At 34.1% G+C, this 14,368-nt stretch carries 16 protein-coding genes; 12 read left to right on the forward strand and 4 right to left on the reverse strand.

The features are described from left to right. Window positions 1–9 precede the first annotated feature (9 nt). Entirely contained in the window at window positions 10–225 is a 216-nt protein-coding gene (locus BWGOE10_RS08980) for a helix-turn-helix domain-containing protein (RefSeq protein WP_070141810.1), read from the forward strand. A 48-nt stretch (window positions 226–273) separates the two neighbouring features. Continuing rightward, window positions 274–1,521: a DUF4153 domain-containing protein gene (locus BWGOE10_RS08985; RefSeq protein WP_070141812.1), complete on the forward strand. Its 1,248-nt coding sequence runs from the start codon at window positions 274–276 to the stop codon at window positions 1,519–1,521. Window positions 1,522–1,653: 132 nt separating this feature from the next. On the opposite strand, the gene BWGOE10_RS08990 is transcribed toward BWGOE10_RS08985, so the two are convergent. Continuing rightward, the gene (locus BWGOE10_RS08990; protein ID WP_070141814.1) at window positions 1,654–2,619 is read right to left on the reverse strand and encodes an arsenic resistance protein; all 966 of its coding nucleotides are present in this window, start codon (window positions 2,617–2,619) and stop codon (window positions 1,654–1,656) included. 338 nt (window positions 2,620–2,957) lie between these two features. On the opposite strand from BWGOE10_RS08990, the gene BWGOE10_RS08995 reads away from it, so the two are divergent. The 5 genes from BWGOE10_RS08995 (at window position 2,958) to BWGOE10_RS09015 (ending at window position 8,410) form a co-directional block, all read left to right on the forward strand. Continuing rightward, the gene (locus tag BWGOE10_RS08995; RefSeq protein ID WP_070141816.1) at window positions 2,958–3,650 is read left to right on the forward strand and encodes an FMN-dependent NADH-azoreductase; all 693 of its coding nucleotides are present in this window, start codon (window positions 2,958–2,960) and stop codon (window positions 3,648–3,650) included. A gap of 238 nt (window positions 3,651–3,888) precedes the next feature. Continuing rightward, window positions 3,889–5,247, forward strand: a complete 1,359-nt coding sequence (gene brnQ / locus BWGOE10_RS09000; RefSeq protein ID WP_070141818.1) for a branched-chain amino acid transport system II carrier protein — start codon at window positions 3,889–3,891, stop codon at window positions 5,245–5,247. Window positions 5,248–5,331: 84 nt separating this feature from the next. After that, entirely contained in the window at window positions 5,332–5,751 is a 420-nt protein-coding gene (locus tag BWGOE10_RS09005) for a VOC family protein (RefSeq protein ID WP_002126861.1), read from the forward strand. Between the two features lie 354 nt (window positions 5,752–6,105). Continuing rightward, window positions 6,106–7,755, forward strand: coding sequence for a copper resistance CopC/CopD family protein (locus BWGOE10_RS09010; protein WP_070141820.1), 1,650 nt, complete (start codon window positions 6,106–6,108; stop codon window positions 7,753–7,755). A 34-nt stretch (window positions 7,756–7,789) separates the two neighbouring features. Next, window positions 7,790–8,410 carry a YcnI family protein gene (locus BWGOE10_RS09015; RefSeq protein ID WP_070141822.1) on the forward strand — a complete coding sequence of 207 codons (621 nt, stop codon included), beginning with the start codon at window positions 7,790–7,792 and terminating at the stop codon, window positions 8,408–8,410. 119 nt (window positions 8,411–8,529) lie between these two features. Here the strand turns inward: BWGOE10_RS09015 and BWGOE10_RS09020 are convergent, their stop codons facing one another. Further along, window positions 8,530–9,306, reverse strand: a complete 777-nt coding sequence (locus BWGOE10_RS09020; protein ID WP_070141824.1) for an alpha/beta fold hydrolase — start codon at window positions 9,304–9,306, stop codon at window positions 8,530–8,532. Between the two features lie 187 nt (window positions 9,307–9,493). Further along, the gene (locus BWGOE10_RS09025) at window positions 9,494–10,399 is read right to left on the reverse strand and encodes a DMT family transporter (RefSeq protein WP_002148757.1); all 906 of its coding nucleotides are present in this window, start codon (window positions 10,397–10,399) and stop codon (window positions 9,494–9,496) included. A gap of 97 nt (window positions 10,400–10,496) precedes the next feature. Between BWGOE10_RS09025 and BWGOE10_RS09030 the strand changes: the two genes are divergently transcribed. From BWGOE10_RS09030 to BWGOE10_RS09045, 4 genes are all read left to right on the forward strand, one after another. Then, window positions 10,497–11,366: a LysR family transcriptional regulator gene (locus BWGOE10_RS09030; protein ID WP_070141826.1), complete on the forward strand. Its 870-nt coding sequence runs from the start codon at window positions 10,497–10,499 to the stop codon at window positions 11,364–11,366. Between the two features lie 120 nt (window positions 11,367–11,486). Further along, complete coding sequence (locus tag BWGOE10_RS09035) at window positions 11,487–11,918, forward strand: Rrf2 family transcriptional regulator (RefSeq protein ID WP_070141828.1); 432 nt, start codon at window positions 11,487–11,489, stop codon at window positions 11,916–11,918. A 104-nt stretch (window positions 11,919–12,022) separates the two neighbouring features. Further along, complete coding sequence (locus BWGOE10_RS09040; RefSeq protein WP_070141829.1) at window positions 12,023–12,673, forward strand: DsbA family oxidoreductase; 651 nt, start codon at window positions 12,023–12,025, stop codon at window positions 12,671–12,673. A gap of 73 nt (window positions 12,674–12,746) precedes the next feature. Then, the gene (locus BWGOE10_RS09045) at window positions 12,747–13,349 is read left to right on the forward strand and encodes a nitroreductase family protein (protein WP_070141832.1); all 603 of its coding nucleotides are present in this window, start codon (window positions 12,747–12,749) and stop codon (window positions 13,347–13,349) included. Between the two features lie 208 nt (window positions 13,350–13,557). Here the strand turns inward: BWGOE10_RS09045 and BWGOE10_RS09050 are convergent, their stop codons facing one another. After that, window positions 13,558–13,977 carry a GNAT family N-acetyltransferase gene (locus BWGOE10_RS09050; protein WP_070141834.1) on the reverse strand — a complete coding sequence of 140 codons (420 nt, stop codon included), beginning with the start codon at window positions 13,975–13,977 and terminating at the stop codon, window positions 13,558–13,560. 222 nt (window positions 13,978–14,199) lie between these two features. Between BWGOE10_RS09050 and BWGOE10_RS33700 the strand changes: the two genes are divergently transcribed. Beyond that, window positions 14,200–14,334 carry a hypothetical protein gene (locus BWGOE10_RS33700; protein WP_098786149.1) on the forward strand — a complete coding sequence of 45 codons (135 nt, stop codon included), beginning with the start codon at window positions 14,200–14,202 and terminating at the stop codon, window positions 14,332–14,334. Window positions 14,335–14,368 lie beyond the last annotated feature (34 nt).

Here is a 14,368-nt window from a genome sequence, read left to right on the forward strand (position 1 = left end):
TGAATAACAATGGCAATTATAATTAATATTGATGTGATGTTAGCAAAAAGGAAAATGAGCGTAACAGAACTTTCGGAGAAGGTTGGAATAACAATGGCGAACCTTTCTATATTGAAAAATGGAAAGGCAAAAGCGATTCGCTTATCCACTTTAGAGGCAATTTGTAAGGTTTTAGAATGTCAGCCTGGAGACATTTTAGAATATAAAAGTGATGAAGACAGTTAAACATTGTCGAGGAAACTTAATATAACAATTATTAGGGGAGGTATAACTATGGACATTAACAATTTGATTATTGAAAATATTGATAACCCTCATGAGCTGGAGAGAATGTATAGAAAAGACCCGAAAGCTTTTAAAAAGTCATTCTCACACGCATGGGAACAAAATCCGGATTCTCAGGTTCTGGGTATTTGGTATGAAAGATTACATTTCAAGGAGATGGAAAATATAGGGGGAACCTCCTTGTTTCAAAAAGGTTTCTTATTCATGGGCATTTTAGCTATTCTGGCCGGGATAAGCACCAGAATCATTTTCCATTTTGTCGAACAGGAAGCAATTGCTCCAATTAACCTGGCTTTTGGTATAATTCCCTTTATTGCTGCCTATTTTGTTTACAATAATACTCCGAAAAAAAGTATTATTTATTCTCTTGCAGCGTTGTTCCTAATTTCCGGGTTTTATCTTAATTCGCTGCCATTAAATTATAAAGACAGTATTATCCTTGCTTATTTACACTTTCCCATATTCTTATGGATATTGGTAGGGCTTGCATTTACAGGGAATGAATATTCAAAAGGCAGTACAAGATTAGCCTATATTAAATTTAATTTGGAGTATTGTATTCTCTACGCCAGCATGGCAGTTAGCGGAATGGTACTAGCAGCATTAACCATGCAGTTATTTAGGTTTGTTGACTTGAATATAGAAGACTTCTATTTTAGTAATGTTATTTTATTCGGTGCTGCCGCTCTTGCTATTGTGGCTGCATACCTGGTATCAATGAATCTGAAACTGGCTAAGAATATTACACCATATATAGCTAAAATTTTTAGTCCTCTTGTCCTGATCACATTGTTGCTCTATCTAATAACGGTTATATGGGTCGGAAAAAATCCATTCTTGGACCGCAATTTCCTGATAGTCTTCAACGGAATACTCCTTGGTGTATTGGCCGTTACTATATTTTCCATTATCGAGAGCGACTCAGACGAGAAAAAGAACATTTCAGATTATATAAATTTTGCCTTAATTGTTCTTGCACTTATCATTGACAGTGTGGCTTTGTCAGCAATCGTGTTCAGACTTTCTTCTTATGGGATTACGCCAAATAGACTTGCTGCTTTAGGAGTAAACATACTTATCTGGGCAAATCTAATTTGGATTATGCTCGCCTATATGCGTTTTCTACAAAACAAATCCGGTCCTTCAACTATCCAAGATGCAGTTACTAAGTATTTGCCGGTCTACGGACTTTGGGCAGCTTTCGTTATATTTACTTTTCCTATAATGTTTAATTAGAAAGGCTCTTTTAATGTAACGAAAAGTTAATCTTCTATTATATCATTTTTATTAATGAGTAAGATGCGATAATTATTGTTAATTCTATAATTTCTCGATAATAAAAAACGTCCCGCAGTGGGACGTTTTTTATTATGTGTATTGCTGTTTTTTCTTAATAAGCAGCAACACTTGCGAAATGCTAGCAAGCACAGGCAATTCAATTAACGGCCCAATGACCAAGGCAAGTGCAATAAGAGGTTCGTCTGGAAAAGCAGTCACAGCAATCGCGAGTGCAACAGGCGAGTTTCTCGCTAATGTTGTTAAGCTTAGGCTTACGGTGTCTTCATAGGATAAATGCATCATACGTCCTAAAAATTGTCCTAGTATAAAGTTAATCATGAAGAACAGTAGTACTGGTATAAGTAACAATAAAACAACATTCATATTTTGTAATAAGTACTTACCTTGTGAGGCAAACATCGCTACTATTGCTAAACTTAAAAATAAGATTTGAGCAGAACTGAAAAATGGAATTAATTTTCCTTCTAATATAGTTGTCTTTTTTAGTTTATTCATTATCCATTTTTTACCATGTGCTAAGACAAATGGTAAAACAAGTACAATAACGATACTTTCTACTAAAACAGAAATTTCTACTGCTTTCATTACACCAGCAAATAAAAATAAATACACCGGCAGCAATAATACTTGTAAAATTAAATTTACCGGTAGAATTGATGTAGATAATGCGACGTTACCTTTTGCGATCTCTGTGAAAATTAAATACCAGTCTGTACACGGAGTAACCATTAACATAATAAAGCCAACCCAAAGTGCTGGGTGATCTGAAAGAAATAACGCGCCTAATCCCCAAGCGAGAAAAGGTGTCCATATAAAATTAATACCTAGGCTTGTTCCAGCGAATTTTAAGTTGCGGAATCCATTTTTTATATCCTTTAAGGGGATGCTGAGGAATAATCCATAAAGCATTAAAAATAAGAAGGGGACAATAAATTTTTCTGAATACATATGTATCATATTAAATTGTCCTAATATAACCCCGAATATAACAGCTGCAAGAATGATAAAGGTTTGAATCTTTTCTAAAGTACTCATTAATAAATCCTCTCTATAGATGAATTTCCCTCTCTAGTTGTATTATACAAGGTATTTCACTTATGTGTTTTTGAATTTATCATTTTGACTGAGGAAATATCTTTGTTTAATATTTTTAATTCGAGATGTTTTTCTTTTTGTAAAGTTACTTGACTTAAGTAAGTTAGTATACTATACTCACTTACGTAAGGTAATTAAATAAAGAAAAGTTAAAACTTCGGTTTAGATAATGTATTTAAATGAGATAGTTTCAACAGTATATGATGAAACCTTTTCTTGGAATAAGATTTTTAATGCTGATGAATAATGAATATGATAAGAAAGTTTAGGTGAAGAGAATGGGATTATTTAGCTCATTATTTGGTAAAAAAGAAGAAAATACAAAAGTAGAGGAGAATAAAACTATGTCAAAAGTATTATTTGTAAAAGCGAACGATCGTCCAGCGGAGCAAGCAATTAGTTCAAAAATGTATGAAACATTTGTAAGTGCTTATAAGGAAGCAAATCCGAATACAGAAATTACGGAGTTAGATTTATTCGCATTAGATCTTCCGTATTACGGAAATATCGCTATTTCAGGTGGTTATAAACGTAGTCAAGGAATGGAGTTAACAGCTGAAGAAGAAAAGGCCGTTGCTACAGTAGATCAATATTTAAATCAGTTTTTAGAAGCTGATAAAGTTGTATTTGCGTTCCCATTATGGAACTTCACAGTACCCGCACCATTAATCACATATATTTCATACCTTTCTCAAGCCGGAAAAACGTTTAAATATACAGCAAATGGTCCAGAAGGTTTAGCTGGTGATAAGAAAGTAGTTGTACTAGGTGCTCGTGGTTCAGATTACTCTTCAGAGCAAATGGCTCCTATGGAAATGGCAGTTAATTATGTAACAACTGTACTTGGATTCTGGGGAATTACAAATCCAGAAACAGTGGTAATTGAAGGACACAATCAATATCCAGATCGCTCACAACAAATTGTTGAAGAAGGTTTAGAAAACGTTAAAAAAGTAGCTGCGAAATTTTAACTAATGATAGTAAATGGAAAAACCAACATGGATGACCATGTTGGTTTTTTAGTCTATATTCTATGTTAAAAAATGTATATTTATAAAATAAATGAAAAGTTTGAAAATAGTATTGCAAAATATTATATATCAAACTATAATGAGTTAAAGAATAGTTGATACTCAAATTAAATATTCAGAAAATTCAATTAGTTAAAATTGGAAAATGAGATAAGGAAATTTGAATGGGGGTTATATTATGGCGAATAAAGTACCGTTTTCGTTCATAGTAGTTATTGGATTAATGTTGTTTGCACTATTTTTTGGAGCAGGGAATTTAATTTTCCCAGCGATGCTTGGTCAATCAGCAGGTGAAAATGTTTGGATTGCTAACGCTGGATTTTTAGTAACAGGAGTGGGGTTGCCACTACTTGGTGTATTAGCATTTGGGATTTCAGGTAAAGACGATTTACAGTCATTAGCAAGTCGCGCTCACCCAGTATTCGGGATTGTATTTACAACAGTTTTATACTTAGCGATCGGTCCGTTATTTGCAATACCAAGAACAGGGAATGTATCTTATGAAATTGGTCTTAAGCCTTTTATGCCAGAAGGACTAGGTTCTACACCGTTAATTCTTTTTACAATTATATTCTTTAGCATCACTTGTTTTTTTTCGCTAAATCCTGCGAAAATTGTCGATATTGTTGGAAAAATATTAACGCCAATTAAATTGACATTCATCGGTATTTTAGTAGTCGTTGCTTTTATTAATCCGATTGGAGAAATGCAAGCACCAGTTGAAGGGTATACATCACATGCATTTTTCAAAGGGTTCCAAGAAGGATACTTAACAATGGATACGCTCGCATCATTCGTATTCGGAATCATCATCATTAATGCAATTAAAGAAAAAGGTGCGAAAACGAAAACACAAATTATGGTCGTTTGTGCAAAAGCGACAATCATTGCAGCATCTATTTTAGCAATTATTTATACAGCTCTTTCTTATATGGGAGCTTCAAGTGTTGCGAAGCTTGGACATTTAGAAAACGGCGGAGAAGTATTAGCAAAAGTTTCTAACTACTATTTCGGATCATATGGTGGAGTATTATTAGGGTTAATGATTACAGTTGCTTGTTTAACAACTAGTGTGGGACTTGTATCAGCATGTTCGTCATTCTTCCATAAGTTATTCCCGAATATTCCTTACAAAGCAATTGCAATCACTCTATGTGTGTTTAGTGCTATCGTTGCAAATGTTGGATTAACGCAATTAATCGCAGTTTCTGTTCCAGTATTAACAGCAATTTATCCACTAGCAATCGTGCTGATTTTCTTAACATTCTTCCACTCATTATTCAAAGGAAGAGCTGAAGTTTATCAAGTGAGTTTAATCGTAACATTTATCATCAGCTTATTTGATGGATTAAGTGCAGCTGGAGTTAACATTGAAGTGGTAAGCCAAGTGTTCACTAAATTCCTTCCGATGCAGGAAGTAGGATTAGGCTGGATCTTCCCAGCGATTATCGGTGGATTTATCGGCTATGGTATTAGCGTTGTAAAAACGAAAAATGGAGTGCAACCAGCAGCTGATGCAAATAAGAAAATAAGTTAAATGAAAAAAGTTATAGAATTTGATTCTATAACTTTTTTTGTTACTATTAATAATGAGAAAAAATAAAGTAGTAGGGGAAATGAAATGAAAAAAACAATTGATCATATCGGCATCGCAGTTCGTGATATAGATAGTACGATACAGTTTTATGAAAAGGTTTTATCAGGGACTTTAATAGATCGATACGTAAGTGAAGCACCAGGTGTGGAAAGCGAAGTAGCTATTCTTGAAGTTGATGGTGATAGAATTGAATTACTTGCACCGACGAATAATACGACATCTCCAATAGCCCGATTTATTAAACAAAAAGGTAAAGGTGTTCATCACGTTGCGTATCGTGTCGATGATTTAGATGTAGCTTTAGAAGAGCTAAAAGAACAAGGTATTCGAACGTTAGAGCATACACTTCGAATTAATAAGCACGGTAGAAGATTAATTTATCTTAACCCAGCGGATACAGAGGGAACAATCATTGAGTATTGTGATTATCCGGAAGAGAAATAAAAGAAGGATATTTTGGAGAAAGGTGTTACGTAATAACGTAACGCCTTTTTAATTTGTGTATTTCTCTTTATATGGGAGGTTATTTCACACTTTTTTCACAAATGATTCACGATAACTTTTCTTCTTTAGAAACTTACAAAAATATATTTTGTGCTATAATAATAATCGGCTTTAAAAATGTAAGTTGTATCTATGATGGTAGTTACTAATATATTGAAAGTTTAGAGGTGAGCGATAAACAGAGAGTAATACGGTATAGATCCTTATACTTAATCAGGTTAATATTTTATCAAGAAATAAAACTTGGGAAGTAAAAAGTAATGAAAGTGTAGTGACGAAAAAGAAAGAAGTGAAATGATTGTGAAAGTAATGAGAAGGTTAGTGGCATGGCTATTAATAGCGTGCGTGTTTATCATATTGATACCAAAAAGCATATCCGCTCATGCGTATGTTGTGAAATCAAACCCTTCTGAAAATGAAACGTTGAAGAAAGCACCATCTGTTGTGAAAATTGAATTCGATGAGGACATACAAGTTTCAAGTTTTAATACATTGTTCGTAAGAGATACCTCAGGTAAAAGAATAGATTTAAAAGATGCTCATATTGATAAGAAAAACAAAAAATTATTAGAAGCTGGGTTAAAAGAGAATCTCAAAAATGGTCTCTACTCTATTCAGTGGAAAGCTATTTCAGCTGATGGACATCCAATTCAAGGAGTTATTCCATTCCGTATTGGGTCAGCAGAAGCGGGAACAGACGATATACAAGTAGAAGAGATGGGCTATGTTCCACAAATCGATATGATTATGGAACGTGGGATTCTATATACAAGCTTCTCACTATTTTTAGGAGTTCTATTCTTTAATCTCATTATGTATAAAGGGAACACAATAGAAGTTCAATCAAGGAGTAAAAAAATAATATGGATATCATTATTTGGGATATTCATTAGTTTACTATTCAATTTACCATTGCAAGCGAAAATAAATGCTGATGTTTCATGGCTAGAAGCATTCGATCCTATATTATTAAAAGAAACATTACAGCTATCTGTTTTTGGTTATGTATGGATAACTCAAATAGCTCTTATTAGTATGCTTATGATTGTTACATATTTTGCGGTGAAGCGTGAGAAGCTTTCGTCGTTTAAAGTATGGAGCATTCCGATTGTATTGTTTATTGGCTTACTTGTTATGAAAGCCTTTAATAGTCACGCATATGGTATAAGGTTTAAAGACATTGCTGTCGTTATGGACTTTCTGCATTTATTCGCAGCTTCGTTATGGATTGGGGGGCTATCATCGATTGTTCTTCTTTTACGTAAAGCGGATGACAAGTGGACTATGTATTGGGATGCGATTAAGCGTTTTTCGCCATGGGCAACAGGTGCTGTCATAGTGATTTTATTAACGGGTCTTTTTAACAGTACATTTTTTATTCCCACGATCCATTCCCTATTTGATACGAAGTATGGATTGGCCTTATTAGCAAAGATACTTTTATTCGTGTGTATGGGGATATTGGGAATTATTCATTATGTGAGAGGGAGAATGCGAGCGCAGCAAAGGTTAGGAGCTACGGTGAAAGTAGAGTTTATCATTGGAATTATCGTTTTTGTAATCGTAGCTTTTATGACAAATGTACAAACGCCGCCGATGCCTCCTACGGGACCTTTTACAGAGAGTAAACAATTAGATAATGGATATGAACTTACTTTACATGTAAGTCCTAATAAGGTAGGACAGAATACATTTCAGATTACTTTGAAGGATGAGAATGGACAGCCTGTTACTGATATGGAACAAATTGTATTGACGACTCAATCTTTAGATATGAATATGGGCAAAGGTTCATTTAAAGTTTCGGCAGTGTCACCGGGAGAATATGAAGCGGAAGGTATGTATATTAACATGACGGGAAACTGGAATATACATGTTCATGGATTAACAAAATCTCTTGATAGCTTCGATGTAGATTATAAATTTATTGTAGGTGGCAGATAAAGGGAAGTTATAGATGAAAAGGAGTTATAAGAAAATGAAACGTATAAAAAAATTAGGAACAACAATGATAGCAACAATAATTGCAATGGGAATTTTTTCGTTACCTGTTAGTGCTCACGTAACTGTAAAACCAGCAACTTCTGACGTTAGCTCTTGGGAGACGTATACAATAAAGGTACCTGTTGAAAAGAATATGGCAACAACAAAAGTCACACTAAAAATACCATCTGGAGTTGAGTTTCAACAGTATGAACCAGTGCCAGGATGGAAAGTAGAAGAACAAAAAGATGCAGCTGGAAAAGTTAAAACTGTAATATGGGAAGCAACAGGAGAAGGGATTTTACCTGGCCAGTTCCAGCGATTTACTTTCGTTGCTAAAAACCCAGATAAAGAGCAACAAATAGCTTGGAATGCATATCAACAATATAAAGATGGAGAAATTGTTGAATGGACAGGCCATGAGAAAGCTGAAAAGCCGCATTCACTTACTACGATTGCAAAAGGTACATCACATACAGGAGAACATGGAGAAGTATCTAGTATGGAAAAGAATGAAGGTACAAGTAATATGCAAACAATAGCAATTGTCTTATCTATTTTGGCGATTGTATCGTCGATTGGTACGTGTATTTTTGTAGTACGTCGTAAAAAGTAGGGAACATTGAAAGGTCTCATTGAAAGTAATGAGACCTTTGTTAATAAATTTTTGAGATTAAGCAGCTTCGAGGGGGGATTAGAGCTACAAATACAACATGGTTTATTAAGATAAGGAACTCAATTGACTGTCATTACTTCCTCGGGTAGGTTATCATGTTCGAGCCAGTTTTCAATTAAAGTATTAAATAGTTTGGGATTCGCTAAAGGGATTCCATGACCGACTTTAGGAATAATAATACCTGTGCAATTAGGATTGCCTTCAAGGATTTCAGTCATCGAGCCTTTCATGATTCTTTTTTCGTTTTCTCCAACAGTTACTAATATATTACTACTAGCATTCTCGAAGCTTTTTGGTATTGTAAACGACATATTTTCTTCTAATATCCTCACAAATGTATTTTTACTTATTTGACAACTCTCATGATAATAGTTTTCAAAGTTTGTTTCATTTATGTACATTGATTTTGCTTGTATTTTGGAAAACGTCTTACTTTTTATAAGGGAGTAGGTTAAACCAAGGGAGCTTATTAATGTTTTAGTAAAAGGAATTGGTTTAACTAATGCGCTATTTATCATAGCGTATTGAATTAAGTTTGGTTTCATGCTGAGCATAGTAATTAATACTTGAGCACCTAACGAAAAACCGATTACTATAACGGTTCTGCCTTCTCCTTTTTCTTCAATTAATTCAATGATTTTTTGAGCACTAAAGTTTATTGAGAAATGATCCTTACTTCTGTTTTTCCCTTGCTCGGGTAAATCAGGAACAAGGCAGTGAAAGTTAGTAAAATGTTTAACTTGTTTGTCCCACATCCATCCACTGACTCCGCCCCCATGAATAAAAACCATAAGTGGAGAGCTTGCATCTCCAAATTCTCTATAATGTAAAACCATATAATTCCCCCTTATGATTGGAATTGTAAGTCCATCCATGTGTACTAGAGATAGTATTTTTACTACTTAATTATTATCATACAATAAAAAAGAAAAAATTTCCTTTTGCTAAGGTTCTAAGTGACTGTACTGATAAAATGTTAAAAAAGAAAGAGCCTACAAGCAGTAGACTCTTTCTCATATCTATTTATTTCACTTCAACTTGCTGCCTTACAGCAAGTGTTTTCGGCTTTATATTTACAAAACAAATACTCACCACAATAAATAAAAGTCCGATGAATAAGCTAATTGTAATGGCTTCATGTAAGAAAATTGAACTTACAATAATAGCGATAAGAGGGATAAGGAATGTATAAGCCCCAACTTTACTTGCCTCACCAGCTCCTACAAGTGTAAAGTAAGCGAGCCATCCCATTGCAATAACGAAGAATGAAATAAAGAGTAGTACACTTACAAATGGTATACTCCAAGCGATGTTAGACCAGCTCTCAAATTCTGAGCCGAATCCGATTAAGCAAAATCCGCCAATAATAAGCTGAAGTGTTACCATCCAAATGGCATTAACGCGATGTCCAGTTTTCTTAATAAATACTGTGCCGAGTGCCCAGCCGATAGCGCATCCTAAAGCAAGTAGAACACCGATAATAGAAATATGTCCAGTTAAACTACTAGAGCTAATAACCCCTACACCAATAAATCCAAGAATAAGTCCGAAAATTTTCAAGCCATACATTGCCTCTTCAAGCCAAATCCATGAGAAAATGCCGAGTAAGACAGGTTGGAGAAATACGATTGCGGAGAATAGTCCGGCGGGCATGTATTGAAGTCCGACAGTTTGTAATCCGTAAAATAAAATAATATTGAGTAAAGATGAAATAAAGTATAGATGCCAAGTTTCCTTTAAATTTAACTGTTTGTATTTCGGTAATGCGAAAATAAGTAGGATAAATCCTCCTATTAAAGTTCTAATCCCTGCAAAGAGTACGGGTGGTGTGTAATGCAGAGCGAATTTTGATAACGGCCAATTAATTCCCCACATAATAACGAGAAAGGTAAGAATTATTGTCGCTTTAGTTCGAGAAAGCTGTGTCACTGTAAGACCTCCTTGTTGTTATTCATTTCACTATGATATGATATCGACTATGATAAATAAAATGAATCTTTTTTATAAGGAGTATAAGTGATTAGTTATGACCATTACACAACTGCAAGTATTAATAAAAACTGTTGAGTTAGGTAGTTTTACGAAGGCTGCTAGGGTGTTAAATATGACACAGCCAGCTGTAAGTCATGCGATTTCAAGTATTGAGTCAGAGTTAGGAGTTACCATTCTTATACGCGATAAACGAAAAGGGCTAATTGTTACGGATGTTGGAAATAGAATTCTTGTACATATTAGAGAAATCTTAAACGGCGTTGAGAAGATTGAACAAGAAGTGGCGATGGAGAAAGGGCATGAAGTCGGAACAATTCGAATCGGGAGTTTTCCGAGTGCCTCGGCATATTTTTTACCCAAAATGATTAATATCTTTCGTGAAAAGTATCCGAATTTAGAATTAGTTCTTTGCGAAGGTACACTTAAAGAAGTAGAAGATTGGCTAGTATCACGAGTAATTGATATCGGAATTGTTATTTTGCCTAATAAAGATATGGAGATCGTGCCCTTAACGAAGGGGAAAATGGTTGTTGTCTTAAGAGAGGATCATCCTTTGTGTAAGAAGAAATCTATTACAATAAGTGATTTAGAGAATGAACCAATCATATTATGTAAGGGTGGATATGAACCTCCCATTATTGATATGTTTAAACAAGCGAACGTACCACTTCGGGCTGAATATGTAATTTCGACAGTTACAACAGCTTTAAATATGATTCAAGAAGGATTGGGAATCGCAATTTTGGCTGAGTTATCTTTAACGAGTTTACCAAAGAATGTACAAACGAGAGAATTGGAACCACAAGTATGGAGAGAAATTGCTTTAGCTGTTCCTTCATTAAAGGATTCTTCACTCGCTGTACAGCTATTTATTGAAGAATTCCAAGAGTTATTTGCAGAATAAAAAGAGGTGTCTCATATATCATAATGGGACATTTTTTTAATTTGCTTATAAAAAATCTATAAAAAGGATTGACTTATTTTTTGGTTGTAACTATAATGATTACATCAGGTGGTGATTACGATGAAAATTAGTAGCCGCTTTTCTATAGCTGTTCATATTTTATCTATTTTGAAAAACAATCCATCATCAGTTTGCACCTCGGACTATATAGCCGAAAGTGTAAATACAAATCCGGTAGTAATTCGTAAAATAATGTCTTACTTGAAACAATCTGGATTTGTTTACGTAAATCGTGGACCAGGTGGCGCGGGGTTATTAAAGGATTTACATGAAATCACATTGTTAGATGTGTACCATGCAGTGAATGTAGTAGAAGAAGACAAACTATTTCATTTTCACGAGCAACCGAATCCAGATTGCCCAATTGGAGCGAATATTCAAGCGGTGTTAGAAGTTATTTTAATTCAAGCACAATCCGCGATGGAAGAAGTTTTGAGAAGTATTACGATGGGGCAGTTATTTGAATCTTTGCAACAAAAAATGAATGCATAATATGATAATCGCAAGTCTCTAAAAGAGAATGCATATTTTTTTTCTTAAAATTGTAACCATTATGGTTACATCTTAAAATAAAAAGAAGGTAAGGTGCAAATAATATGGCTGTGAAAATGAAAGTATACTCAGATTTTATATGTCCGTTTTGCTTTTTAGCAAAAGGTCCATTAGATGAAGTAGCGAAAGAGAAAGATGTAGAAATTGAATGGATGCCATTTGAATTACGTCCAAGTCCATATTCTAAAATAGACCCTTGGAACGAGCCAGATAAGTTAGGTTCATGGGATTCTTTCATTCTTCCTACTGCAAAAAAATTAGGAGTTGAAATGCGTCTGCCACGTGTTTCTCCGCATCCATATACACATTTAGCTTTTGAAGGATGCCAATTTGCGAAAGAGCGTGGACTTGGAAATGAATATCATCACCGCGTATTTACAGCATTTTTCCAAGAAGAACAAAACATTGAGGATATTGATGTTTTAACAAAATTGGCGGTAGAAGTAGGGATTCCTGAAGCTGAATTTAAAGATGCTTTAGTAACTCGTAAATATAAAGAAAAGCATCAAGAAGCAATTCAGCATGCATATGATGAAGCGAATATTATGGCTGTACCAACTGTCATGATTGGTGACGAAGTCATTCAAGGGCTTGCTAGTAAAGAAACGCTAGAAAGAGTAATTGATAAAGAAATGGAAAAGGATAAAACAAATTCATTTGAAGGAATGCAATGTAATACGGATGGATATTGCTAATTCGTTTTGCATGAAAGAATCGAATTGATTTGTTTAAATAAAAATAATAAAACATATATTTGGAGGAATTAAAATGTCAGCAACTACAACAAATTTAAAAGAAGCAATCGTGAACCGCCGTTCAATTCGTAAAGTAACAAAAAGCGATGCAATTACGAAAGAAAGAATTGAAGAAGTTTTAAAAACAGCTTTACATGCACCAACATCTTTCAATATGCAAAGTGGCCGTATGGTCGTATTAATGGATGGAGAGCATGAAAAGTTTTGGGGTATCGTAAAAGAAACGCTAAGAGCCCGTGTACCAGCAGAAAACTTTGAAGCGACTGTAGAAAGACTAAAAGGCTTCCATGCAGGTGTAGGAACAGTACTATTCTTTGAAGACCAAGCAACAGTAGAAAAAATGCAAGAAAATGCACCATTATATAAAGACCAATTCCCATTCTGGTCTCATCAAGGAAATGCAATGTTACAACATACTGTATGGATGTTATTATCTGCTGAAGGAATTGGAGCGTCATTACAACATTACAATCCAATCGTAGATGCTGAAGTAAAAGAGACTTGGAACATTCCAGCAGAGTGGAGCTTAGTAGGACAAATGCCATTTGGTGAACCAAATGAAGAGCCAGGAGAAAGAACATTCTTACCTACTGAAGATGTAGTGAAATTTTATTAAAAAATACAATTAAAAATCAAAATTAAAAAAAGTTAGATAAATGAAAGGACAGTATATATATTATGTACTGTCCTTTCTTATTTAATATTCACACCCAATCGTGGAAGATCTTATTTAAGATAAGCATCCTTTTAGCTTAATAATAAAAGGGTTACTGCGAGAACAATTTCTTTAATATTGATGAAGTACAATTAAAAATCTATTATGTTTATTTTTTTGAAATGACAGTAAACATCCCCGTCATGTTTGGTGAGTAATCTTTAAAATCATATTTTTCATAGAACGATTCTTTACCTTGTGATGCAAACAAGCCGACAAACGCCTTATCTGGGGCATTTCGATTTAAGTATTCAACCAAAATATGCATTATTTCTTTCCCAATACCATTTTTCTGATAATCTGGATGAACCACTATATCTTGAATATAGAAATAGATAGCCCCATCACCAACAATCCTTCCCATGCCCACAATTTGTTCATTATCCTTGACTGTGATGCAGTGAATAGAATTCTTCAGTGATGTTTCCACCACTTCAAAATTCATATAATTAGTCCATCCAACAGATTCGCACAAATACTTGTACTCTTCTAATGTTGGAATGTTATTTTTAAACTCATATTTCTTCAAAATGTATCCTCCAAGTCCTCAATTTCAACAAGTATATAAATTCGACATTTTTTTATCTATTCCTCTTATGCAAATAAACTCCATTTAGCTATTAAACATAATATCCTCTGTTTAGTTTAGTCTATTTAATTTAGTACAGCTTCTTTATTTGTATTTGTGTTAATTTATAAGAGTTTAGGGAAGAAATATAAGAAATGATCTGGTGAAAAAGGGAGTGGAAATATGAGTGATGAGAAAAAATATACAGTGGTAGGTACTGATGTCGAGGAAGTAAAACGTTTAAATAAAAATTCAGGTTTAACGTATAACCAAGTGAAGGAATTGTTAGCGAAGCGAATGCAAAAAAGAAATGATTAGATTGAAATAATTACACTTTGCATTTAGCATTTTT

This window comes from Bacillus mycoides, assembly GCF_001757995.1.
In the GTDB taxonomy this organism is placed as follows: domain Bacteria; phylum Bacillota; class Bacilli; order Bacillales; family Bacillaceae_G; genus Bacillus_A; species Bacillus_A mycoides_B.